This window comes from Spirosoma sp. 209 (genome assembly GCF_002006735.1).
Classification (GTDB): Bacteria; Bacteroidota; Bacteroidia; order Cytophagales; family Spirosomataceae; genus Spirosoma; species Spirosoma sordidisoli.
Genome location: NZ_MVEC01000022.1, coordinates 21,956 through 43,731 on the forward strand (window position 1 = coordinate 21,956; position 21,776 = coordinate 43,731).

Annotated in this window: 27 protein-coding genes; 13 read left to right on the forward strand and 14 right to left on the reverse strand. The window is 53.2% G+C overall.

Features of this window, described 5'->3' with window-relative positions:
- The first annotated feature begins 5 nt into the window (after positions 1–5).
- A complete protein-coding gene (locus tag B1C80_RS28575; RefSeq protein WP_201723588.1) occupies positions 6–1,604 on the forward strand; it encodes a hypothetical protein in 1,599 nt (532 codons plus the stop codon).
- Between the two features lie 36 nt (positions 1,605–1,640).
- Positions 1,641–2,351 carry a tyrosine-type recombinase/integrase gene (locus tag B1C80_RS28580; RefSeq protein ID WP_201723589.1) on the forward strand — a complete coding sequence of 237 codons (711 nt, stop codon included), beginning with the start codon at positions 1,641–1,643 and terminating at the stop codon, positions 2,349–2,351.
- Positions 2,352–2,374: 23 nt separating this feature from the next.
- Here the strand turns inward: B1C80_RS28580 and B1C80_RS24810 are convergent, their stop codons facing one another.
- Positions 2,375–3,424 carry a hypothetical protein gene (locus B1C80_RS24810; protein ID WP_077923897.1) on the reverse strand — a complete coding sequence of 350 codons (1,050 nt, stop codon included), beginning with the start codon at positions 3,422–3,424 and terminating at the stop codon, positions 2,375–2,377.
- A 213-nt stretch (positions 3,425–3,637) separates the two neighbouring features.
- On the opposite strand from B1C80_RS24810, the gene B1C80_RS24815 reads away from it, so the two are divergent.
- The 10 genes from B1C80_RS24815 (at position 3,638) to B1C80_RS24865 (ending at position 11,645) form a co-directional block, all read left to right on the forward strand.
- Positions 3,638–3,889 carry a hypothetical protein gene (locus tag B1C80_RS24815; RefSeq protein ID WP_236648919.1) on the forward strand — a complete coding sequence of 84 codons (252 nt, stop codon included), beginning with the start codon at positions 3,638–3,640 and terminating at the stop codon, positions 3,887–3,889.
- Positions 3,890–3,934: 45 nt separating this feature from the next.
- Entirely contained in the window at positions 3,935–4,390 is a 456-nt protein-coding gene (locus B1C80_RS24820; protein ID WP_077923898.1) for a hypothetical protein, read from the forward strand.
- Positions 4,391–4,533: 143 nt separating this feature from the next.
- Entirely contained in the window at positions 4,534–5,562 is a 1,029-nt protein-coding gene (locus B1C80_RS24825; RefSeq protein ID WP_077923899.1) for a hypothetical protein, read from the forward strand.
- A 433-nt stretch (positions 5,563–5,995) separates the two neighbouring features.
- Positions 5,996–6,358 (forward strand): hypothetical protein, encoded by a 363-nt coding sequence (locus B1C80_RS24835; RefSeq protein ID WP_077923900.1) that lies wholly within the window; start codon positions 5,996–5,998, stop codon positions 6,356–6,358.
- 720 nt (positions 6,359–7,078) lie between these two features.
- Positions 7,079–7,399, forward strand: coding sequence for a hypothetical protein (locus B1C80_RS24840; RefSeq protein WP_077923901.1), 321 nt, complete (start codon positions 7,079–7,081; stop codon positions 7,397–7,399).
- 148 nt (positions 7,400–7,547) lie between these two features.
- Positions 7,548–8,771, forward strand: a complete 1,224-nt coding sequence (locus B1C80_RS24845) for a di-heme oxidoredictase family protein (RefSeq protein WP_077923902.1) — start codon at positions 7,548–7,550, stop codon at positions 8,769–8,771.
- A gap of 17 nt (positions 8,772–8,788) precedes the next feature.
- Positions 8,789–9,271, forward strand: coding sequence for a ubiquinol-cytochrome c reductase iron-sulfur subunit (locus B1C80_RS24850; protein ID WP_139361738.1), 483 nt, complete (start codon positions 8,789–8,791; stop codon positions 9,269–9,271).
- A gap of 2 nt (positions 9,272–9,273) precedes the next feature.
- Positions 9,274–10,524, forward strand: coding sequence for a hypothetical protein (locus B1C80_RS24855; RefSeq protein ID WP_077923903.1), 1,251 nt, complete (start codon positions 9,274–9,276; stop codon positions 10,522–10,524).
- Between the two features lie 312 nt (positions 10,525–10,836).
- The gene (locus B1C80_RS29040) at positions 10,837–11,232 is read left to right on the forward strand and encodes a hypothetical protein (protein WP_369822739.1); all 396 of its coding nucleotides are present in this window, start codon (positions 10,837–10,839) and stop codon (positions 11,230–11,232) included.
- A 38-nt stretch (positions 11,233–11,270) separates the two neighbouring features.
- A complete protein-coding gene (locus tag B1C80_RS24865; RefSeq protein ID WP_077923905.1) occupies positions 11,271–11,645 on the forward strand; it encodes a hypothetical protein in 375 nt (124 codons plus the stop codon).
- Between the two features lie 175 nt (positions 11,646–11,820).
- On the opposite strand, the gene B1C80_RS24870 is transcribed toward B1C80_RS24865, so the two are convergent.
- From B1C80_RS24870 to B1C80_RS24880, 3 genes are all read right to left on the reverse strand, one after another.
- A complete protein-coding gene (locus B1C80_RS24870) occupies positions 11,821–12,006 on the reverse strand; it encodes a hypothetical protein (RefSeq protein WP_077923906.1) in 186 nt (61 codons plus the stop codon).
- Positions 12,007–12,149: 143 nt separating this feature from the next.
- Positions 12,150–12,503: a four-helix bundle copper-binding protein gene (locus tag B1C80_RS24875; RefSeq protein WP_077923907.1), complete on the reverse strand. Its 354-nt coding sequence runs from the start codon at positions 12,501–12,503 to the stop codon at positions 12,150–12,152.
- A gap of 74 nt (positions 12,504–12,577) precedes the next feature.
- Positions 12,578–13,294: a DUF4198 domain-containing protein gene (locus B1C80_RS24880; protein ID WP_077923908.1), complete on the reverse strand. Its 717-nt coding sequence runs from the start codon at positions 13,292–13,294 to the stop codon at positions 12,578–12,580.
- Between the two features lie 77 nt (positions 13,295–13,371).
- Between B1C80_RS24880 and B1C80_RS24885 the strand changes: the two genes are divergently transcribed.
- Entirely contained in the window at positions 13,372–13,593 is a 222-nt protein-coding gene (locus B1C80_RS24885) for a hypothetical protein (RefSeq protein WP_077923909.1), read from the forward strand.
- A 71-nt stretch (positions 13,594–13,664) separates the two neighbouring features.
- On the opposite strand, the gene B1C80_RS24890 is transcribed toward B1C80_RS24885, so the two are convergent.
- The 10 genes from B1C80_RS24890 to B1C80_RS24935 are packed head-to-tail and all read right to left on the reverse strand — an operon-like array spanning position 13,665 to position 21,774.
- Complete coding sequence (locus B1C80_RS24890; protein WP_077923910.1) at positions 13,665–15,650, reverse strand: heavy metal translocating P-type ATPase; 1,986 nt, start codon at positions 15,648–15,650, stop codon at positions 13,665–13,667.
- Between the two features lie 8 nt (positions 15,651–15,658).
- On the reverse strand, positions 15,659–16,285 hold the full coding sequence (locus tag B1C80_RS24895) for a hypothetical protein (protein ID WP_077923911.1): 627 nt from the start codon (positions 16,283–16,285) through the stop codon (positions 15,659–15,661).
- A gap of 34 nt (positions 16,286–16,319) precedes the next feature.
- Positions 16,320–16,574: a hypothetical protein gene (locus tag B1C80_RS24900; protein WP_077923912.1), complete on the reverse strand. Its 255-nt coding sequence runs from the start codon at positions 16,572–16,574 to the stop codon at positions 16,320–16,322.
- A 5-nt stretch (positions 16,575–16,579) separates the two neighbouring features.
- Positions 16,580–17,479: a bestrophin family protein gene (locus B1C80_RS24905; protein WP_077923913.1), complete on the reverse strand. Its 900-nt coding sequence runs from the start codon at positions 17,477–17,479 to the stop codon at positions 16,580–16,582.
- 11 nt (positions 17,480–17,490) lie between these two features.
- Complete coding sequence (locus tag B1C80_RS24910; RefSeq protein WP_139361739.1) at positions 17,491–18,366, reverse strand: PE-PGRS family protein; 876 nt, start codon at positions 18,364–18,366, stop codon at positions 17,491–17,493.
- 32 nt (positions 18,367–18,398) lie between these two features.
- Positions 18,399–19,307, reverse strand: a complete 909-nt coding sequence (locus B1C80_RS24915) for a cation diffusion facilitator family transporter (protein ID WP_077923914.1) — start codon at positions 19,305–19,307, stop codon at positions 18,399–18,401.
- A gap of 3 nt (positions 19,308–19,310) precedes the next feature.
- The gene (gene lpcA / locus B1C80_RS24920) at positions 19,311–19,904 is read right to left on the reverse strand and encodes a D-sedoheptulose 7-phosphate isomerase (protein ID WP_077923915.1); all 594 of its coding nucleotides are present in this window, start codon (positions 19,902–19,904) and stop codon (positions 19,311–19,313) included.
- 15 nt (positions 19,905–19,919) lie between these two features.
- Entirely contained in the window at positions 19,920–20,576 is a 657-nt protein-coding gene (locus tag B1C80_RS24925) for a DUF1345 domain-containing protein (RefSeq protein ID WP_077923916.1), read from the reverse strand.
- Between the two features lie 42 nt (positions 20,577–20,618).
- A complete protein-coding gene (locus B1C80_RS24930; protein WP_077923917.1) occupies positions 20,619–20,999 on the reverse strand; it encodes an STAS/SEC14 domain-containing protein in 381 nt (126 codons plus the stop codon).
- Positions 21,000–21,027: 28 nt separating this feature from the next.
- Entirely contained in the window at positions 21,028–21,774 is a 747-nt protein-coding gene (locus tag B1C80_RS24935; RefSeq protein WP_077923918.1) for a ZIP family metal transporter, read from the reverse strand.
- Positions 21,775–21,776: the final 2 nt, after the last annotated feature.

Consider the following 21,776-nt stretch of genomic DNA (forward strand, 5'->3'; position numbering starts at 1 on the left):
CTCTCATGGACGCTTGTCTGCCCGCAACTTGGCTGGGCATGGGGCTACCGCCGGATCTGGCGCCAACCCTGACCGAAGAGGAACGCTACGGCTTGAGCCAACTCACTGAGCAACTGATCCGGCAACGGGTCTCTTCGGCTCAGTGTGAGCAGCGGCTGAGTCGGCTGATTCACCCACTTGATTCAATTTATGCCCACGTTGGGGGCAATCGGCACGAACATCGATTGGCCCTCAAGACGCTCATCGCTGAGATGAACCAGCGCCAGACACCGTGGTGGACTTGGTCTGAGAACCAATGGCACCAAGTGCTGGGAGCCAGCCGGAGCGAGTTCAGCCAGCGGTACCACATCCCTGAGCGTCGCGGACCCCGAGGACGCCTGCTGCTGCTGATCTGTGCTTACCTGACGGGTAACTTCAGCGCCTTTCACCACGTGGGATACCTCTCACAAGTCGCGTTGGCCAAGCGGGTATTCGGCGAAGCGGTGTTCCGGACGGCGCTGCGAACGGTAGCGACCGAGATGAGACAGATGGGTCTGGGCAAAGCGCTGGTCAAGCAGGGCATGCCCCAGTTCTTAGCCTATGTCTTGCTACTGGCCCACAGCCCCAACCTGCGAGACATAACGACTTCGTTGCTGGAGCAGGCCCGTTATCAGATTGCACCGACGTACCGTCGAGTTTGTGCGGTGCTGTCGAGAACCTTGTGTCGGTTAGGTATCCTGGCTCAACCCTTAACCCGCTCCGCCTGGGCGGGTAGCTACCGGTGTTCGGGCGTTAACGATACAGCTTCCCCCGAGTGGGTGAGCTGGTGTGATCGCTGGCGGGCGACGTCAACCGAAGCCCCCCAGACCCGGACCAATAAGTACATGGTCCTGGTTAAGACCGGACGTTGGCTGGCTCATCAGCATCCCGAGGTAACCAGGCCCGAGCAGTGGACACGGGAGTTGGCCCTGGAGTGGGTGGCCACCGTGGATCGGATGGTGGTTGGCGAGTGGACGCATCCGGCCACCTTGATACCTTCCCACCTGAAGGGCAAGCCGATTATGCCCAACACAAAAGCAACCCTGCTGGCGGCCGTACGGAGTTTTTTCTTGGCCTGTCAGCAATGGGAATGGATACCAACTCGCTTTGATCCTCGACGGACGATCATCACCCCCCGTTCGGTACGTATCCTGCGTGGCCCCAACCCGCGGGTCATCGCCGACGAAGTATGGGCCAAGCTGATGGGAGCCGGTTTAACCCTGACGGCGGCTGACCTGCCCTTGCACAACCAATATTTTCGGTTTAAGGAAGCGGTTGAGGAGGACCCGACGGCGGCCGGTTCATTATCGCAACTCTGGTACCCCTTCGAACTGGTGCGGGCATTAACCTTGACCTGGCTGTTTGGTGGCCTTCGCGCGAACGAGATCAAGCGGCTGCGGTTAGGCTGCATTCGCTGGCAGGCTCCCCAACGATCCTCGGCCGCTAACTCGCCTGATAAACAACGCGTCCCATCGGAGCCGGTCCGGCAAGACCAAGTCTGTTTACTGGAGGTGCCGGTTCACAAAATGGGTAAGGCCTTTGTCAAACCAGTGGACCGGCTGGTGGGCGAAGCCATCGATACCTGAGAGCAAGTACGGCCCGAAGCGGCTGCCGGGTGGGATATGAAGACGGGTGAGCGTGTGCAGTTTTTGTTTGTCTTCCGGGGCAAGCGGATTGGCCAGACCTACATTAACAACACGTTGATTCCCCTGCTTTGCCGCAAAGCTGGCGTACCAGAAGCCGATGCGCGTGGTCCGATTACCTCCCACCGGGCCCGTTCAACGATTGCTACCCAACTCTTCAATGCGCATGATCCAATGAGCTTGTTTGAGTTGCAGGCCTGGTTAGGGCATAACTCACCGGACTCCACTCAATATTATGCCAAGATTACGCCAACCAAGTTGGCCAAGGCGTACCAAGACGCGGGCTACTTTGACCGAAACGTGCGCATGATTGAAGTGCTGCTGGACCAGGAAGCCATTCAAAGCGGAGCGGCTGCCAACGGTGAGCCGTGGAAGTACTACGATATGGGGCATGGCTTCTGCACGTATGACTTCTTCGATCAGTGTCCCCACCGGATGGCCTGCGCCAAGTGCTCCTTCTACCGCCCTAAAACCTCGGCCAAAGATGGGCTGCTGGAAGGCAAGGCCCATCTCCAACGCATGCTTCAGGCGATTCCCCTGCTGGACGACGAGCGGGCGGCCGTTGAAGATACAGTGGGGGCGATGGACGCTTTGTTACACCGCCTGGCTGGTGTACCGACGCCGGACAGTGGGCAATCTACGCCATTGAGTCTCTTACCAGCAATCAACCGTCAGCAGTCCATTACATAAAAGCATAACAACTACACCGTAAACTATGACTCCACGCGCGGTCTGCGGTGTATAGTATTAGTTATCAAGTGGTCGTATTGTGGCCCGCTCGCTGTCGCAAGTACATGAGCAATGTATGACATTATCCACTGGTAGTTTTGGAACAAAGGCTCATGGAATCTGGCTCGGATGTTACCCATGTTTCTATGTCTGAAGTAAACATCCAGGATCCGCAGCGTCTCGGCAAGAACAGCACTGTTATCTACGTTTACCTCTGAAAGGTTACTCGATATCCTATCAAGCAACGAAGCATATATCCACTGTAGGCGAATCAACGGATGCGGGTGGGTACGTTCGTAGAAGTAGAGTTCGGTCTCTGGATCGTCCAGAAGCATCATGTAAAAACCTAATATGCCAACTAAAGTAACAACAATGAGCCGACTAAGATTTTCATTTGTTCGTTCTTCTTCTGGCAGTTTAGACCAGAAGTCTATAACGTGAGCGGCACTTTGTTGCGCCCCGTGTTGGTCAGCATCGTATTCAACGATGTGATACCAAAATTCAAATGGTCGAGTTCCGGCCGCCATGTTGCGTTCATCTAACGATGCAGCAGCACTCGTCTGATTGGCAAATTGAACCAGATGACCAAGCTCGTGATAAAATGTGAAAAGCAAAGCCGACTGGAGCATTATATAACCGATTGAGATGTTGTGTGGTGGTTGCTCATAGAAGTCGTTTAGTGCTTTATAATCAGCCAATTCAGGATCTTGCAAAATTGATCGATGACAGAACACATCCCAGAGTTGTTCAACTGTGCCTCTGTTGATCTCAATCGTAGAATGTCCGTTTGTACGCGATGCAAGCGCATTAACTTCTGCATCGTCGCAAAAATAGAACCGCGCGGGTTCGATGTTATAGCCCTCCCTTAGACATACCTCAGAAAGATTCTCCTGGCCAAATTGAAACAGTTGATCGAATACTACTGCCAGGTTATGCTTGAAGTAAAAATAAGCATTGTCTGGCTCAATGATTCGGTTCAGCAAGAGGTCGCGGATAATACCTGTGTAACTGTATTTGCGCTCCGGTTGTGTCATGAATTGGTTGGTCTGACGCGATTAGATTATGAAAGCAAAACAGGCCTGTTCCTTATTTCATTCAACTTTGTGGAGAATCTTGCATACTGACTACCTTAGCATCTTTGATTCCACATAAACCGCCAGATTTACCTGCTCAACCATTGGGATATTCAGGACTGGCAGGACAATGAGTACATTGGTACGGCTCTACGTAATCCTTACTTTCGGATAATGGGCCGACCACCGGCTAAAGCCCTGCAACTCCATCAACTTCTCAAATTCTTTGAAAACCACGGCATCAATCCGCAGCTTACCAGGCAGATTGCGTTGACCGAACTTCCAGACAGTGACAAACGGTTTGGTAACTCGGCCAACTGGGGGGATTATATTCTGTCGCTCTCTGACCCGGAGCCGCTGCTTCGTCAGCTTATCGTTTATGAAGATGAGGCAGGTTATGATTTAGAAATTACCCCTCCTCAGTAAGCATTAGACATTAAGAAGAAAGTACACGACCTATGTAGATCGATTATGCGACACCCTATCGAAAAATATAACCAGATACAGGCCGAGCGGCTGGCCAAGTTCCCTATAGAAGAACGTGAATTCTGGGAGCGGCAATTTCGCATTGGTAACGCTGCTTACACCTACCAACACCAATTCAACGACGTGGCCGGACTGAACAACGACCAAACGACTAAGATGCCGGAAAATCTGATAGAATGGCTGGAACAACATCTATCGGTAAAGCAAGAAAGCCGGTCAGCCAATGAGTTGCTTAAATTATACTTCGAGGAGTATTTGGAGGGTTTGCCAAATGATCAGATACGGGAGGGTGAACGAACTCGTGGGTTAGAAGAAGCTAAGCGTAGCTGGCCGTTCCGTCGTTACGTGCTGGAGCGCAATGACTTTGGTATGGAAGAATTCATGCGTATGAATTTGAGTATCGACGACTACGCTTTCTGGATAGATATAAATAAGCAGTAATCTCACCTAACAGTCCAAATTAAGTTTTCGTGGTTACATCAAATTCACAACGTAACCATCAATAAAAAATTTGTAATTACATTTTTCTAATTAGAAAAATGTAATTATTTTTACGCAATTGCAAATTCATAATTACAGATATTATGGCTTCTGTTAGTAATCGCCCTATAATCACCTCCGCTTGGGAGGACGTTTGTTACCCCGTTTATACGACTCCTTTTACCAATCTCGTTCCTGACTACGAGCTGGTAGCTACTGACCGCCAACAACTGGTTGTCGGCGAACCAGCAGGCCGAAAACCCGTCATCTTCGCCGTTCAGAGCAATGAGTACAGCATTATTGATAATTCGATGCTGCGAGGAGTAGTTGACAGGCTGGTTACTGACTACAAGTTGGATATACGCTATACGCCCAACGGTGAGTTCGCCATCAATGTCATTGTGCCAGGAGAGACCTTTAAGATTGGCAAGCAGACTGATACGTTAAGCCGCTCCCTTGTCTTCAATAATTCGTACAATGGTAAAATGCCCTTTAAGGTACAGGGTACCGTCGTCAATACAACCACGGTCGAGAAACATCAGGAAGCACGGATGCGGATCAGCTACTATCGTCAAGTATGCTCCAATGGGTTGATGGGCTGGTCGGATGAGTTCATGAATCTGGACGATTACTTAAATTGGTTGTTGAAGGGTAAACCTAAGAAGTATAAAAGTGCTAAAGAAGTGAAAACTTCATTCCAAGAGGCTTACACCTATCAAGAACACATTGGGGAGGAATCTGACTTGGCACTGTCCCGTAAGTTCCACCATAAGGGGCTGAACGTAGCTCATTTTGAGCAGTATTTGGAGAAGGTTATTGGACAGTTTTTAAGTCAGAAAAATGGACTGACTTTAAAGGTGTATGAGCGGATGGCTAAACAACCGATCACCAATGAACGGGCTGAGAAACTGCTTGTCGAAGCAAAATTGCCTAAGATGTTAGCCCGTCAAGCGATGGCTCGGATGGCTGAGGAAGAACGACTCCTATCGAGCGAATCAAACTTATGGCTGCTTTATAATGCGGCTAACTTCACCCTGTTCGGCGCACAGGCTTCACTTTCGATCAACGACCGTTACCGACAGGATGAAGTGATTTTCCACGAGTTGGCAACCTTAGCGTTAACTGAGAACTGACAAGGGCTTTGTCTAATTGTGTTGTGTCTCCAAGTCAAGATTGTTTATAATCATTGATTTCTAATTAGAAAAACACAATTAGAAATCAATGATTATGAAATTTGTCTAATCAAATTTGTAGCGTATTTTTAGGTATAGATTTCGTTCGTTTCAACTTGGCTAAAACCTACCTCTTTATCGAAGTGGTTTACCAGTCCCAATTGAATCAATATTTAGTTGACAGAAATATGGTCAGGTTACGATTAGAAGGAGAAACTGCCGAAGAAGTCAAGATGATGGCAGATACGATTGAGTCGGTGTTTCCGTACCCTATTGGCTTTTCGCCTGTCCAACAGGGACGAAACCCCCGATATACTGGTCAACAGAAGTTTTTTAGTTATGTGACTGTCTATCCGGCTCCCGCTGTCCACGTAGATAGTTCATCTACTCCAGTATGAGCTACGAATTAGATACCCAAAAGCTGGCCACGATGGTGCGGGGTCAACGAGCTAACAGACCGCTTCGGGAGGTAGCTGATGAGATTGGCGATGTCAGTGCCTCCACGCTCCACCGATTAGAAGTGGGAAAATGCCCAGACATGGCCGTTTTTCTACGTGTTTGTGGGTGGTTGAATGTAAAACCAGAACAGTTTATCAGGCAGTCCGACTCTGCCCAACTTGGGCATTCGGACCGTCAACTCTACGCACAGGGGCAAATTATTGATCTAATACGGTCTGATCCCGCCCTTTCTCCGGTCGTGACCAACGTCTTATCGGCATTTGTAAGGGCGGCCTATCAAATCGACAAACCGGATTGACGATTGTGGGCTAATCATCATTGGCCGTTTTTCTCCAAAAGAATGCGCTTATCCGTCAGAGAATCAAGTATGGTTCTACAGGCTGGTGTGGGATTGCCGTAAAGCAGCAGGCCACTACAAAGGACGGTTCCATCGCATTGATAGATCGTTACGTTTGGCCCGGCGAAGCATCGTCCACAGGAGCTAACCACATAGACGGTTCTTCCCCCAGACATTGCCTGGGTAACTGACAAGTCGATAGGTGCTTGTTGGACAATAGACGATAGCCAGGGGAGATCAGATAATGGATTCCGTACCCCACAACTGTTGGGTATTACCTCCGACCGATGGCACCCGAACAATAGAAAAACCAATAAGAAGATATGCAGGTGCTTCATAGATAATAGATGTAGGATTCATTTAGTAAATAAACGGTTGGAACGGGTTGTGACTAATTTTACCACTCTCTACCAAGTAAGTAGAAAATTCTACGAATGAGTATTTTTCCTATATTGCGCTGAAAGCCTTTTCAAAGCAATCTGTCATAAGAAAGCTGGGCAAAGCGATCTTTTTCTACGAGCCAAAATAGAAATTTAGGGAAGCCTAAACTTTTACCCACTCAACGTGTTATGAGTATGAAAAAATGAATCAACGCATTTTAAGCACATTGCTATATAGTTGTTGATACGGGAGAACATACGGCAACCAATCGCCCGGCTATTGCTGGGACTGCTTGTGTTGATGCAAATCAACTCGGTGGTGTTCCGTCATGCTCACCGATTAGCGAACGGGCAGATTATCACCCACGCACACCCCTACAATATCTTCGGCAAGTCGTGCCCGTTGTCGCCCAACCCGCACACGACCCACGAACTGCTGCTGCTCGATGCGGTTAGCAATCCGGCATTCATGCCTGCTTTTGCCTTGCTTGTGGCATTTTTGCTATTGGTTAGGCTCATCGTTCAGCCCGTTTTCTTTCGGCCTACGCCCTCAACCCTGACGGTCTATCTGGCCCGGCCCATTCCGCGCGGCCCACCCCGTTTGTCTTCTTCGCGGGTGTAACAGTTCGATGCTCCGACGTATCGGCCCCATTACGGGCATACAGTCGCCGGTGTCTATCTCAGCAAGTATCCTGCTGAGTAATCGAACTCGTGTATCCCCCACTTTTTGTTTCCTAACATTCTGTCATTTAGACTATCACAATTTTAGTATGAAGAAGACGACTCTACTCTTCCTGTATGGGGCAGTGCTGGTCTTTGCGGCTGTTGCCTGCGAAACCTTACTGCCCGGTACACCCGCCGACGACGCACTGCTCGACGGGCCAATTGCCGAACTAACCCCCGAACAGAACGCCCTGTTTCTGGCCGGTGATGCGGCTTTCAATAACGAAATATTCACCCCCGCTACTGGTCTGGGGCCAATATTCGTGGCCACCTCCTGCGGCTCCTGCCATGCCGGAGACGGAAAAGGGCATCCGTTCACAACGTTAACTCGCTTCGGACAATCCGACGAAACGGGTAACCAATTTATGCACCAGGGCGGACCCCAACTCCAGAACCGGGCCATTAGTGGGCATACGCCGGAACAAATGCCCAAAGGAGCAGCCTTCTCCAACTTTATGCCCCCGGCCAATACGGGCCTGGGCCTGCTGGGTGCTTTGTCTGACGAGCAGATTTTAGCCAACGCTGACCCTGCCGACAAAGACGGCGATGGCATTTCGGGCGTACCCAACTGGATTGCACCACCTCACTTTTTTAAGTCTCAATGGTATCATAAGCCACAGAACGACAAATACATTGGGCGGTTTGGTAAAAAGGCTGCTGCTATCGACCTGCTGCATCAGACCGTCAACGCCTACAAGCAGGACATGGGGATTACCAGCGAGTTCGACTCCGAAGACCCTATTAACTACGCGGTATCGGGGCAGGCAGGGGATTTGGCCGATGATCCCGAAGTATCCTCGGCGAAAGTCAACGCGGTGGTCTTTTACCTGCGAACCCTGAAAGTACCCGTACAGCGCACGGCGGACGATGCTGACGTAATGGCTGGCAAAGCCCTGTTCATGAGTACCGATTGCGGCAAATGCCATACGCCCCAATGGAAAACGCCCCAATCGGATGTTGCCGTATTATCTAACCAAACCTTTGCCCCCTATACCGATCTGCTGCTGCACGATATGGGTTCGGGCTTAGATGATGGCTACACCGAAGGCACCGCCAAAACATCGGAGTGGCGTACCCCACCGCTTTGGGGGCTGGGTCTGTCGAAGAACTCACAGGGGGGTCGGGTGTTTCTGCTGCACGATGGCCGCGCTCACTCGGTGGATGAAGCCATTCGGATGCACGGCGGAGAAGCGACCAAAAGCCGGGGCAAATACGTAGCGCTGACGGATACGGATCGGTCGAAACTGCTCAAATTTTTAGACTCCCTATAACCCTCCTCAAACCAACTATGGAATCCAATCCAATCATTACCCGTACCGATTTTCTGCGGGCCGCGTTCGGCAAAACCTGTGGGGCCGTTTGTCTCGGTACGGCTTCGTTGTCCATGTTGCTGAGTAGCTGTAAAAGTGTCTATTACGCGCAGATGCCCGTGTTGAAAGACCGGGCTATTCAAGTCAACAAGAAAGAATTCGAGAGTGTGGACAAAAAAGGGGCAGTCACGATGCGCCCCTTCATTTTAGTCGAAATGAAGGGACAATCACACCCGATCTACCTGCGCCGGAAAGGAACCGGCGACGAATACACGGCGGTGCTGATGAAGTGTACCCATCAGGGCAACGAGTTGAATGCCCACGATGGCTACCTGACCTGCCCGGCTCACGGCAGCGAGTACACGGCCGAGGGAAAGGTCACGGAAGGTCCTGCTGAAAAGGATCTGACGACGTACCGCGTGACAACAGATGAAGGAAACATTTACATCAACATCGGCTGAGGATGAAACACACGCTACTACTCCTGATCGGTATTCTGCTGCTTGTGGCTCCCGCCCAGGCACAGACGGACTCGACTTCGGCCTTCAACCAGTTGTTTGGCCGCGATACGACACTGCGGACGAAAGATCAGCAATTGAAGTTGAACATGGATGCAACGTATGATCGCCCGTTTCTGACCGCCAACAAAATGCCCGTCTCGGTTGGGGGGTATCTGGAAGCCAACACCCAGTACATGCAAACCGATGGCATTACGGAAGGATTATCGTTTCAGGCCCGCCGAATGACGATTTTTCTGGCATCGAGCATCAACCGGCGTATCAAGTTTCTTTCGGAGATCGAGTTCGAGGACGGGACGAAGGAAATCAACATCGAGTTTGCTGCAATGGACATCGAGCTGCACCCGTTGGTAAACCTGCGGGGTGGCATCATCATGAACCCGATTGGTTCGTTCAACCAGAACCACGACGGCCCCAAGTGGGAATTCATCGACCGGCCTTTATCGTCGATTACCATCATTCCCTCCACCTGGAGCAATGTGGGCTTCGGTCTGTACGGCAAGAAGTACACCCGCGATTGGGTATGGGCTTACGAAGCGTATTTGACCAACGGCTTTGACGATCAGATTATCGCCAATAATCAGAACCGGACGTTTCTGCCTGCCACCAAAGCGAACCGTGACCGCTTTGAGGAAAGCTTCAACGGGGTGCCGCTGATCACACTCAAATCAGCGATCAAACGTCGGAAAATAGGTGAAATTGGCTTGTCGTGGATGGGAGGGGTCTTCAACAAGTTTCAGAGCGATGGGCTGACACTCGACAAACGGCGACGGGTGGATGTCTGGGCGTTGGATTTCAATACCACGCTGCCAATGGGTACGTACATCAACGGCGAGTTGGTTTGGGCCAGTATCGACGTGCCAGCGACTTATACGCAACAGTTTGGCCGGATGCAACAAGGGGGCTGGGTGGACATCGTACAGCCACTGGTTCGTAAGCGAATGTTGGGCTGGAATAAGGCTGTCGTCAATGCGGCTCTGCGTGTCGAACGGGTGGATTACAATGTCGGCACGTTTGCCGAAACAGGCGACCCGATCCGCGACGACATCTGGGCCATCGTACCCGGCATCAGCTTCCGGCCATCCCCGACGACGGTTATTCGGGGTAACTACCGCTATCACTGGCAGACGGATCTGCTGGGTAACCCGCCCGCCCGCACCGCTGGCTTCCAGTTTGGCTTTTCGACTTATTTCTAAACCCTGTCAGGCTCACCGGTTTATTCCGGTGAGCCACTTTCTGGTATGAAGATATTGCTTTGGGGGGCATTGTGCTTCCTGCTGACCGGGCCACTGTACGCGCAGGATACAACGCGGATAGTGGCACCTACGGCCGCTGATAGTTTGCTGACGGAATTATTCGATAGTTCGTCCACCGCCCAACCACTGCTACCGGAACGGATGGTATTTACCCAACGGGTTTTTTGGGGTGAGAAGGGCTTGTTAAGGCTGACGGGCCTGGCTCCGCTAAATACTGAAAGTCGGCAGAGAGAATTGAAAGTACGACGCACAATGCTGGTAAGCCATCAGGTATTGGGCTTTGTGACGCTGGCAGGTTTTATCGCTCAGGGTATTTTGGGAGCTAACCTCTACAATGCTGAGGGTGCTCGTTACACGCGGCTGCGGAACGCGCATGAAGCTGTTGGCACGGCGGTCAACATCAGCTACGCTACCACCGCACTGCTATCGCTAACGGCTCCGCCCCCAATCCTGGGGAAACGGCAACGGGGGCTTAACTCCATCAAATTACACAAGTATTTAGCCATCGTTCACCTGACGGGGATGATTGCCACAAATATTCTGGCGAAACAGATCCAGCGTAACTACGAGTTGAAACCCTATCACCGGGCCGCTGCCTACACGACCTTCGGGGCTTTCGCAGCGGCCATGATCGTCATCAAGTTCTAACCTGAGTACCCCCATGACTATTCCTAAACTGAACCTGCATGAAACTCTTACTACTTCTCAGCCTGGGCCTGCTGGCGATTCAGCCTCGTCGGGGTGACCTCCCGTCGGTTAACCAACACTGGTGCGAACAGCCCGTTCGTAAGCTACGGTGGCTGAATCAGATGATTCAGAACGCCCAGTCGTGGCCCACCTATCACTACGGTTGGGAAGTACATCAAGCCCATTATCAGGGTCAGGAAGTGTTTGTCCTGCATCTATGCCGTTACTGTGGTCGGAGCCGGGGGTTTCTGCTCTACAACCACTACGGCGATCTAATCGGGCGGGGCGAAGGAGCCGACTCGATTTGGGTAACTACCCTGGCTAACGACCGTCTTTTGGCCGCTCATCCGGGACGATTTATATCTGTACGATGACCATTATACCATACTCACGCAACCTGATTATACTCTTGATTTACTGACACTTGCCCTATCAAAATGGCTATTTCTGTGTAAGATAATGGCTGGTCTTTACTCCAACCGATTAATTAAAATTGGCTTTGTAGCCTTATGGCTGGCAACTTGCCAGCCATTACGGATTCCGTCATCGTCACACTGGTGTGACTATCCAGTCGAGCAATTGCGCTGGCTCAATGACTTGATCGCTGACGTTCGCTCCTACGCGGCCCGTGGTGGCTGGGAAATGCATCAGGCCCGTTACGAACGGCAGGAAGTATTTGTCCTGTATCTGATCGTACCACGAGCTACCCAAAGCACCTTTGTCCTCTACAATCATTACGGGGATGAGATTTACCGCGCCCCTGTCAGCGAAAGTACAATTTTACCCAAACTACAGAATGACCGACTGTTAGCGGGTGTTGTCGGCAGGCACAACCTACGCTGATTCAAAACCGGGTGTTACCCTGACTGCACACTGATCTACGTCTGAGTGATTTTTTCGTGGTGTTGATGGCAGGCATCAGCACATTTACGGCAAGCCTCGGCGCATTCCCGGCAGTGGTCATGCTCATGCTTACCACATTCATCGGCGCACATCCGGCATATTTCTTCGCAGATGACTAAGAACTGATGGCTGATCTCGGCATTACGCTCCAACAATCGCGCACCTTGGAAGCAGATATCGGAGCAGTCGCGGTCGAGGGCAATGCAACGGGTCATCATCTGCACCTCGGATTCTTGTAGGCAGGCCGTCGCGCAGTACTCACAGGCGCGGGCGCAATCAATCAGGGTTTGGACGAGCTGGTCATCCTGAGCATCTTTGTGTTGGTGCATCGTCGTTAAGGTTTTGTTTCCTAACTTAACCGTCGTCCGATGAAAGAGTTAGTAAAAGTTAGCATCTGAGGTATCTAAAGCAATGTCAACGTTAGAGCCATCTTATTCCGAATCGCCTGGTACTCTTTTTCCTGGTACTTGCCCGGCGTTTTATCCATGAAGTCCACGTCCACGACGTACTGCCCGGCTCCGGTCAGGGTTAGTGTCAATAGCCCGTTGGCATCGGCGGTTAGCTTGCTCTGCTTACCATCGGGCATTGTCAGTTTGACCGGCGCGTTGGCGTAGGCGGCACCATCCTTTGTAATCAGCAATGTCGCTGCCTTACCCGCTGCTGGCTTACTCTGGGGGGTTGCATCCAGATAAAAAACAGGTTTGGCCGACAGCATTCCGCCACCGATCTGGCAGATGGCCCGCAGGTATTCACGGGGACGCACGATACCAAGATTGTGCTTCGTCCAATCCTGAACGGCACGGGTATCGTTGACCAACAGGACCTGGTAGGTTCCCGCCTGTTTGGGTATGAATTGCGCCTGATAGCAGTTCTCAGCGGGTGAGAGGGTGAGCGGTTCCGTCGTGCCATCGGGCAGCAGCACCGACGCAGTGAATGCCTTGATACCCCCCAGCTTATCGGCTTTTTCGCGCAGGCTGTTTTCAAGTTCGCCGAAGTAGCACTGTACCGTCAACGGTTCGCCGACCTTACCGGAACCTTTGAGTTCGAGCCAGTAGCTGTGGGCCTGAGTTATCAAGGGAAGGAGCAATAACAAAAGCAGGGATGAAAGCGATTTTTTCATGGTTATTGATGGAAAAAAATGAACTTTGAACAGATCAGACAGTTGTAAATTTAATACTCATTATACCAACGTTTAGTATGGCACACGAACATCACAAAGAGGCCGCTTACCATTTCCGTAAGGCCGCTGAATACCACGAAAAAGCCCAGCAACTTCACGAAGCTGGCGAACATGAGCAGGAAGCCCACGCGGCCTACATGGCCTATGGTCAGCACAGTCTGGCCGACGAACACGCCCACGCGGCTGCCGAGCATCACGCCGAAGGCCACGATAAAGAGCATTCGGACCCGGTAGCCTGATTACGTGTATTCCGCCGTTTCATCTAAAAGAGACCCGTACCCAATTGGATACGGGTCTCTTTGGCTATGGATCACTTGAATTTGAGATTCTGAACCCGAACGGCGTTTAAAATTGCCAGCATTGCCACACCTACGTCAGCGAACACCGCTTCCCACATCGTGGCTAACCCGCCCGCGCCCAACACGAGTACGATGGCTTTGACCACTAATGACAGGGTTATATTTTGCCAGACAATTCGGCGGGTAGCCCGGCCAATCTCAATGGCGGTGGCAATTTTGGCCGGTTCATCATTCTGAATAATCACGTCGGCAGTTTCAATCGTCGCGTCCGAGCCAAGACCACCCATCGCCATGCCGACATCGGCTAAGGCCACCACGGGCGCATCATTGACCCCGTCGCCGACGAACGCTAGTTTGGCTTTTGGGTTGCCCGCTAAGTCCGCTTTGAGCCGCTCCACCTGAGCCACTTTGTCTTCGGGCAGCAAGTCACCGTGCCATTCATCGACCCCCACCTGTTTGGCAACCAGTTCAACCACTGCCGATTTATCGCCCGACAGCATAACGGTGCGGATACCATAGTCTTTCAGGCGTTTTACGGCATCGGTAGCATCGGGTTTTACCTCGTCGGCAATGGTGAAGTAGCCCGCAAATTTTCCGTCGAGGGCCACCATGACCACCGTGTACGGAATGTTGGTCAGGCTCTCATCGAAAGCTACGTTAAATTTGCGGAGCAGTTTAGCGTTTCCGGCCAGCATATCCCGTCCATCGACCCGGCCTTTCAGGCCATGCCCGGCAATTTCTTCCACGCCCTCGACCGAAACCGTTTCGTGGCCAGTATCCGCATGGTCGATGATCGCCGTAGCCACCGGGTGCGTGGATTTGCTTTCCAAAGCCGCCGTCAGCCGGGCCAGTTCGGTCGCGTCAATACCTACAGGCTTCACCTCCTGCACCTTGAACACGCCTTTGGTCAGCGTACCGGTTTTGTCCATGACCACCGTTTTGAGTTGGGTCATCAAATCCAGAAACACGGAGCCTTTAAACAGAATACCCTGCCGCGACCCGGCTCCGATACCGCCAAAATAACCCAATGGAATGGAGATAACCAGGGCACAGGGGCAACCGATCACTAAGAACACCAGTCCCCGGTAGAGCCAGTCGGCAAAGCGGTAATCAGTGACGAAAAAGTATGGCACGACCGTTATCAGCACGGCCAGCAGACAGATAATCGGGGTATAAATCTTGGCGAACCGGGCAATGAACTCCTGCGTCTGGGCCTTGCGGCCTGTCGCCTGTTGTACAAGTTTTAGGATACGCGACAATTTAGAATCCTGATAGGGAGTCGTTACGTCCATCTCCACCAGCGACTGCCGGTTAATCATGCCTGCCAGTACTGCTTCGCCTTTCTCGATGGTACGCGGCACACTCTCGCCCGTCAGGGCTGCTGTGTCGAACGTGCCGCTTTCGGAACGCATCGTGCCGTCTAAGCCCACTTTCTCACCCGGTTTGATTTGCACTACATCGCCGACAGCTACCGTCGCGGCTTTGACCACTTGGGCTTTCCCATCCTTAAGCACCGTCACCTCATCGGGCCGCACGTCCAACAGGGCTTTGATAGAACGACGCGCCCGGAGAACGGCGGCCTCCTGGAACAACTCGCCGATGGTATAAAACAGCATCACGGCTACGCCTTCGGGGTATTCCCTAATAGCGAATGCACCCAGGGTGGCTACGCTCATCAGGAAAAATTCGGTGAACACATCGCCCCGGATACTACTGCTCCACGCCCGGCGCAGCACCGGCCAGCCAACCGGCAAATAAGCCACCACGTACCAGATAAGCCGTACCGGGTCTTTGAACCAGCCGGTCGCGTAATTATCCAGCGCGATACCGCCCAACAGCAGCACTAAACTTATTGCGGCTGGGGCGTAGGTACGCCAGGTTTGTTCGGGGCCTTTTTTAGCCGGTGCAGCATCTGCTGCCGGGGTTGTCCCCTCCTCGATCAGTTCCACATCATCGTGGGTGTGACCGTCTTCATTATGATCGTGATCGTCTGCCATTGTGTTGGTTAGAATTCAATGAAAAAATTAAACAGGGCCAGCCCAACGAGCGTCAGGCCGGTAATCAGATTCTCGTTATGCTCGAACCAGTGCGGGTTGACCTGCTGCAAGCCCCGTCGTCCGAGCGTGACCATCAGGAGCATACCCGACAGCGTGATGACGTTGTAGATGAGAGCCACCAGCCCCACCGCTGCCCATCCCTTCGCGCCCGCACTGAGGAAGTAAGTTTCGATCTCCAGACAGGGCGACAGAAACATCGCCAGCCCCAGCGATAGAAGAAGGGCCGAAAATGAGCGTGCCTTACGCACAGTTCCTGCGTCGATGTGGTCATGTACGTGCCGGTGGCGCAGGTGCTGCATCAGATACCACAGCCCCAGTGCCAGCAGCAAAAGCGGTATCGCCCGCTCCGACAGATCGTGGTAATTCTCCGCCAGTTGCCAGCCCGCCAGACTGACCAGTACGCCCAACAGCGTGGTGCTGACGGTATGCGCCAGTCCCGCGATGGCGGTGACGGTAAGCGTTTGCCGCAGGCTCCACCGCTCGGCCCGGCCAATGGTCACAAAGGGAAGCCAGTGGCTGGGAATCAGCGCATGGAGCAGACTCAGCGTCAGGCTTCCGGCAAGGAGTGTGTTCATCGTCTTTTTTGTTAATTGATACGGGCCACATCCGTTAATTTCGCTCCTTACGGGCGGTGTAAAGCGCTTGCCGTGACAGGTTGGTTACGGGTCGCTTTTGCCCCTTGACGGGAGTCTTCTGCTGCTGCCGCTCGTCCCGGCTCATCGGTATTCGGCTAGCCTTTTTGGGCCGTTTCTTAACCGTGATAATCCCGAACAGGATCGCTACCCGGTACAGACACCAGCCCAGCAGGCTTAGGCCGACCGCTACCCCCAATAAATCCTGTACTAAATGAATTGTATGCTGCATGGTTATTAAAGGATAAAGTACGTGGGCGAGGCTGTTGGCTGTTCGACTACAGACTCACCTGTCAACTGCGTTAAACTCCCGGCAATACCTTTCGCAATGGCTGTCATCGGCGTATCGGTAGGCCGGTTCTCAAACGGGTCCTGTAGCTGGATGGCACTTTTTTCGATTAAAAAGAAAGCGGACCCAATCAGGGTTACTAAGGGCACTTCCACGAAAAACAAATTTTCAACAAAGCCGAACGGCAACATGGCCGTAAACAGGATAATAAACACCTGTAGGTAGAACGTGTATGTCCGGGGGAAGACGGTGTTTTTGATCCGCTCACACCGCCCCATCGCATCGGTTAGCCGGGTCATCGTAGCATCCACCTGCACCACCTGTAAATCGGTTAGATACCCCGCCCGGTAGAGTTGCCGCAGTTGATCGGCATGGACCTGCAGCACGGCCAGCGGCTGGTGCGTGGCCCCCAGTATCCCGGCCTGCTCGGTGGGTGGGATATACGTTTTGATGGCTGGCTGCGTAGGCTGACCACGCAGGGTCTGTCCTAACACATAGCACCAGCCGATTTGTCGCTGAGCCACCGTCTGAACGATACGTGCAGACGCTGATTCTTCGGGCAGAAACGTCAGCAGTTGGCGGATCAGGGTTCGGCTGTCGTTGACAATACCGCCCCAAACGACGCGGGCTTCCCACCAGCGTTCATACGCCTGATTGGTGCGAAACGCCAGCAACAGGGAGATGCACGTACCCATCAGGGCTGGAATCGCCAACGGAATAGACAAAAACTCCAGCCCCACGTAGTGGCGCAGGGTAAACATCAGATTGGCAAATACAAACACCGCCAGGGTCTCGTATTTGATCTTGCCCAGCAGAAACGAAAAGGGAACGGGTCGGTTCAGCAGCATGGCCGTAGGGGTTATTGATGCTTATAATAATTCAGCGTTACGGAGGCTGCGTTGCCACGCTCACTGAGGGTAAAAAAGCCGTTGCCCGCCTTGTCGAAGCCAATGGCTTCCCCCTGCGGTTCAAGCTGGTAGGTGAGCGCATAGGAGTTCTTACCCACCAATGCCTCTGTCACCGTTTGTCCGGTAAAGCGGGGCCAGTAGTAAACCCCTGTGTATGTCTTGAGCAGAATTTCCTGCCCATCGGGCGAGATGCTGCCCGACGTGACCAACGTAAGCGGTAGCTCACCCCGAAAAGCTGCTGTATTAACTGCCGTGGTGTTTTGCGGATAGGGCAGGTGGTAGAGCCGCACGTTCGCTTCGCCTTTGGAGACAATCCACAGATCACGGGTGAGCGGGTCGAGCAGCAGCGTTTCGGCATCGCGGGGACCGTCGGCGTACCGAAAAGCGATCCGGTCGATTGTGCCAACCGACTCGGTCAGGCTTTTGGGTTCGGCCAGCCGGTAGATAACATTCTGCGTATTTTGGGCCAGATTATCGCCGATGTCGGCCAGATACAGGTACGAAACACCCGGTTGCGGGCCGGGACCGGCAGCCATGTCTTCCCAATCCCGGTTCGTAATCCCCGGCAGCGCGAGCCGCCCGGCCAGCTTCCCCCCGTGCGAAAGCAGATTAAGCTGGGCGGGCGTACCGCTGTCTTCGTTCACCCAGACGTGCCCATCAATGGTTCGGCTGTCGGCCAGCCCGGACGCTTCATCAATCAGGCCCGGTGTAATCGGTGCCCGGCTCGGTATTGACCCAAAGTCGATGCTGCCGGGAATGGTTACGATTTTTTCGCCACAGCCCCCCAGTAGTCCCAGCCCGAACAGATTCAACAGGACGCGACGCATAATTGGGGTTATAGAACGAAACGTAGTCATACTTAAAGTGCCGTCAGGCTATTGGTACATTGCCCGGCCCGTTCGGGTTGCAGGGCAATATGATTGATGTTGAATTGGGTGTTGAGTTGCCCCGCCAGCGCTTCCAGCCGGGCTGTCAGGTCTGCCGTGGTTAGCTCCTCATTCGTGACGACGTGACCGCTCATGACGACAATGCCCGACGTGAGCGTCCAGATGTGCAGGTCGTGGGCGTTGCCAAAGCCCGGAACAGCGTTGATACGTTGCGTTACGGCAGCCACGTCCAATTCGTCGGGCGTTCCCTGAAGCAGGATGTTGACCGATTCCATCATCAGTTTCAGGGTACGGGGCAGGATAAACAGGCCAATGATCGCACTGAACAGCGGATCGGCGTAGTACCAGCCGGTGTACGTCATGATCAGACCGGCAGCAATGACCCCAATCGAACTAAGCAAATCGCTGACGACTTCCAGAAATGCCCCTTTCACGTTCAGGCTGTCTTTGGCTCCCTGCCGCAGCAGGTAAATGCCCAGTACGTTGATGAGCAACCCAACGAACGCTACCAGCGTCATGTTGCTGCTGTCCACGGTGGGTGGATTGCGAAACCGGCCATACGCTTCAAACAGGATGTAGAGCGAGATGCCAATCAGAATCAGCGCATTGACAAAGGCCGACAGAATCTCCAGCCGGTAGAACCCGTAGCTGCGCCGTGCCGTGATGGGTCGGCGGCTCATCCAGTTGGCAAACAGAGCCAGAGCCAGTCCGATAACATCGGTGAGCATGTGGGCCGCGTCAGACAGCAAGGCCAGACTGTTCGTCCAGTAGCCGACAACGACCTCGACTAAAAAGTAGGTAAACGTCAGCCCGAAGACGATACGCAGGTTTTTGTTGTAGCGGCCCGTGGCCGATGCGGTTTGTGGTGGTGTCGGGTTCATTGTTTAGCTGTTAAAGGGTACTTTCTCCTGGGCCAACTGCTCGATCAAGAGAATCAGGATGTGAATTACCTTGCCGTGTACCTCCTGAATCCGGTCGGCAAAACCGACATGAGGTACGCAAATCTCCACGTCGGCACTGCCGGCCAAACGTCCCCCATCCTTGCCCATCAACAGCACGACGTTCATTTGCTTCTGCCGGGCCGCTTCCACGGCCCGAATCACGTTGATCGAGTTGCCACTGGTGCTGATACCCAACAGCACATCGCCCGCTTGTCCCAGCCCTTCGATAAAGCGGGAAAACACAAACTCGAAACCATAGTCATTGCCCACGCAGGACAGATGACTCGTGTCTGAAATAGCGATACCCGCTAAGGCCGGGCGATCCGTCCGATACCGCCCCGATAGCTCCTCGGCGAAGTGCATGGCATCGCAATGGGAGCCACCATTGCCACAGGAAATAATTTTCCTGCCACCGTTGAGCGCGTCTGCCATCAGCCGGGCGGCCGCTTCAATTGCCACTCCGTTGGCGGCATTGGTCATAAAATTCGATAGAACCGATTGGGCCTGGAGAAGTTCCTGCTGAATAAGAGCCTGCATAGGTAGTTAAACAAGTTAGAATAAACTGGAAACAGTATTGATACTAAAGGCGATAATCAGCGTGTTGAAGCCGAACGATAGTACCCCATGCACGAGCGTCAACCGGCGAAGCCGTTGTTCGGTAACGGCAACATCGGAAACCTGACAGGTCATGCCGACCACAAACGAGAAATAGGCAAAATCAAGGTAGTCAGGCGGCTGTTTACCTGGAAAATTCAGCCCCCCCTCCTGCCGGGTATCATTGGCATCGTAGTAGTACAAATGCGCGTAGTGCAGGGTAAAAACGCTGTGAATAAGCGTCCAGGCACTCACCACCGTCAGGCCCGACAGCAACACGTGCCGGGTCGTTTCGGCGGCTGACAACCCCTGCAGGGAACTAAGCATCACCACCACAGCGAATAAACTGGCCAGTGCCCCGCCGACGGTGAGGGTAAAAATCACGAGCCGACTTTCATCTTCCCGCCGGGCGACCTGACGGGCATCTGCCCAGCCAATGATCGACCAGATCAGGCCAAGCACCACAAGCCCGTAAGCCAGCAACGACAACAGCAGCCGGGTTTGCCAAATGAACTGTTCAGCCGTCAGCAGCCAAACCAGGACACCGGCACTCAGCGCGATTAAGGATCGCTGAAAGGCGGTTAATTTGGGCAACCAGGTTTGTTTACGAGCCATAGCGTTTGGGGGTCGTGTTTAGTTGTGCGTTCAATCGAGTCTTTATGTATTGGTCGATGGCTCCGGCTGTCCTTCGCTGAACCAGCTCCAGGCGGCTGTTTTTTCCTCTGGCATGAAGCCCCGAATTTCCGCCCGAAATATGACCTCCATAACTGGGGTGATAAGCGCCAGATTATCCGCTGTGCCAACTAAGGCGATGCGGCTGAAATCGGCCGTTATCGTCAGGTCGAATTGCAGGTCTTTCCATAACTGATCGGGTTGCCAGCCCCGAAAAAATTCCATCTCCCAGTACAGACACGCCACCGGAGAACTATGTAGCGTCGTATCCAGGAGCGGGCGTAGCTCGTAATAATCATCCGCCGTTATGAAGTCGGCCACGCGCAGGGCCAGCCGACCGGGTTGGTTGAGCAATACCTTGTACATAGGCCATTTAGGTTAGTGGAAAGGGCCATCAGGCCACAATCCCCAGGATCAAAAACAAGAGAAACCCCGCGAAGAACGTAGCCGTCAGCCACGGCTTTTCCGGCCCTTCGTGGGCTTCGACCAGCAGTTCCTCCGTCACTAAAAACAGCAGGGCCGCCAGTCCGAAGGATAGCACGATGTCTAAACCCGCTTCGGGCAGGTTATGCAGCAGCGTGGCCCCGCCGACAGCACTCACAAAAAACAGCACCGATAAACCCAGCAGCAGGCGAATGATTCGGGACCGGGCCACGCCATCGTTGGTCAGGGAGGTAGCGGTAGCCAGCCCCAGGGATAGTACCTCCACGCCCAGCGCAAACGCCAGCAACACCCCTTCTTTGGCCCCGGCTGCGAAACCGACACCCAGCAGCAACCCATCGATAAAAATATCGACCCCAATCGCCAGCAGAAAAGCCAGCGGAAACCGGCCGGCTGGTGCGGTGGTCATTTCGGTGATGGGTAACGTTTCAGCGGGTGCTTCGGTCAGTTGGCGGATGAGCAGCATCAGGCCAATACCCGCCCCAAAACCCAGGGCGGTCAGCCACGGGTCATGCAGCCGCACCACATCGGGCAGAATCTCGACGGCCACGACCGAAAAGACCACCCCGGCGGCAAAGTGCAGAATGGCAGAACGCGCCTGAACACCGAAGCGGATAAACAGGGCCAGCAGGCCCCCGCCCGTCAGTGCAATGGTAGGCAGCAGGGCATACGAGATTACTTGTTCAAATAAGGGGTCCATAA

Coding starts and splice junctions, on each gene's coding strand:
- B1C80_RS24885 (WP_077923909.1), top strand. CDS start 13,372: ATGGCACACGAACATCACAAAGAGGCCGCTTACCATTTCCGTAAGGCC.
- B1C80_RS24895 (WP_077923911.1), bottom strand. CDS start 16,285: ATGAACACACTCCTTGCCGGAAGCCTGACGCTGAGTCTGCTCCATGCG.
- B1C80_RS24890 (WP_077923910.1), bottom strand. CDS start 15,650: ATGGCAGACGATCACGATCATAATGAAGACGGTCACACCCACGATGAT.
- B1C80_RS24840 (WP_077923901.1), top strand. CDS start 7,079: ATGCAAATCAACTCGGTGGTGTTCCGTCATGCTCACCGATTAGCGAAC.
- B1C80_RS24910 (WP_139361739.1), bottom strand. CDS start 18,366: ATGCGTCGCGTCCTGTTGAATCTGTTCGGGCTGGGACTACTGGGGGGC.
- B1C80_RS28580 (WP_201723589.1), top strand. CDS start 1,641: ATGAAGACGGGTGAGCGTGTGCAGTTTTTGTTTGTCTTCCGGGGCAAG.
- B1C80_RS24880 (WP_077923908.1), bottom strand. CDS start 13,294: ATGAAAAAATCGCTTTCATCCCTGCTTTTGTTATTGCTCCTTCCCTTG.
- B1C80_RS24815 (WP_236648919.1), top strand. CDS start 3,638: ATGGGCCGACCACCGGCTAAAGCCCTGCAACTCCATCAACTTCTCAAA.
- B1C80_RS24835 (WP_077923900.1), top strand. CDS start 5,996: ATGAGCTACGAATTAGATACCCAAAAGCTGGCCACGATGGTGCGGGGT.
- B1C80_RS24905 (WP_077923913.1), bottom strand. CDS start 17,479: ATGCTGCTGAACCGACCCGTTCCCTTTTCGTTTCTGCTGGGCAAGATC.
- B1C80_RS28575 (WP_201723588.1), top strand. CDS start 6: ATGGACGCTTGTCTGCCCGCAACTTGGCTGGGCATGGGGCTACCGCCG.
- B1C80_RS24865 (WP_077923905.1), top strand. CDS start 11,271: ATGAAACTCTTACTACTTCTCAGCCTGGGCCTGCTGGCGATTCAGCCT.
- B1C80_RS24810 (WP_077923897.1), bottom strand. CDS start 3,424: ATGACACAACCGGAGCGCAAATACAGTTACACAGGTATTATCCGCGAC.
- B1C80_RS24900 (WP_077923912.1), bottom strand. CDS start 16,574: ATGCAGCATACAATTCATTTAGTACAGGATTTATTGGGGGTAGCGGTC.
- B1C80_RS24935 (WP_077923918.1), bottom strand. CDS start 21,774: ATGGACCCCTTATTTGAACAAGTAATCTCGTATGCCCTGCTGCCTACC.
- B1C80_RS24915 (WP_077923914.1), bottom strand. CDS start 19,307: ATGAACCCGACACCACCACAAACCGCATCGGCCACGGGCCGCTACAAC.
- B1C80_RS24870 (WP_077923906.1), bottom strand. CDS start 12,006: ATGATTGTAGAGGACAAAGGTGCTTTGGGTAGCTCGTGGTACGATCAG.
- B1C80_RS29040 (WP_369822739.1), top strand. CDS start 10,837: ATGCTGGTAAGCCATCAGGTATTGGGCTTTGTGACGCTGGCAGGTTTT.
- B1C80_RS24930 (WP_077923917.1), bottom strand. CDS start 20,999: ATGTACAAGGTATTGCTCAACCAACCCGGTCGGCTGGCCCTGCGCGTG.
- B1C80_RS24845 (WP_077923902.1), top strand. CDS start 7,548: ATGAAGAAGACGACTCTACTCTTCCTGTATGGGGCAGTGCTGGTCTTT.
- B1C80_RS24820 (WP_077923898.1), top strand. CDS start 3,935: ATGCGACACCCTATCGAAAAATATAACCAGATACAGGCCGAGCGGCTG.
- lpcA (WP_077923915.1), bottom strand. CDS start 19,904: ATGCAGGCTCTTATTCAGCAGGAACTTCTCCAGGCCCAATCGGTTCTA.
- B1C80_RS24825 (WP_077923899.1), top strand. CDS start 4,534: ATGGCTTCTGTTAGTAATCGCCCTATAATCACCTCCGCTTGGGAGGAC.
- B1C80_RS24925 (WP_077923916.1), bottom strand. CDS start 20,576: ATGGCTCGTAAACAAACCTGGTTGCCCAAATTAACCGCCTTTCAGCGA.
- B1C80_RS24850 (WP_139361738.1), top strand. CDS start 8,789: ATGGAATCCAATCCAATCATTACCCGTACCGATTTTCTGCGGGCCGCG.
- B1C80_RS24855 (WP_077923903.1), top strand. CDS start 9,274: ATGAAACACACGCTACTACTCCTGATCGGTATTCTGCTGCTTGTGGCT.
- B1C80_RS24875 (WP_077923907.1), bottom strand. CDS start 12,503: ATGCACCAACACAAAGATGCTCAGGATGACCAGCTCGTCCAAACCCTG.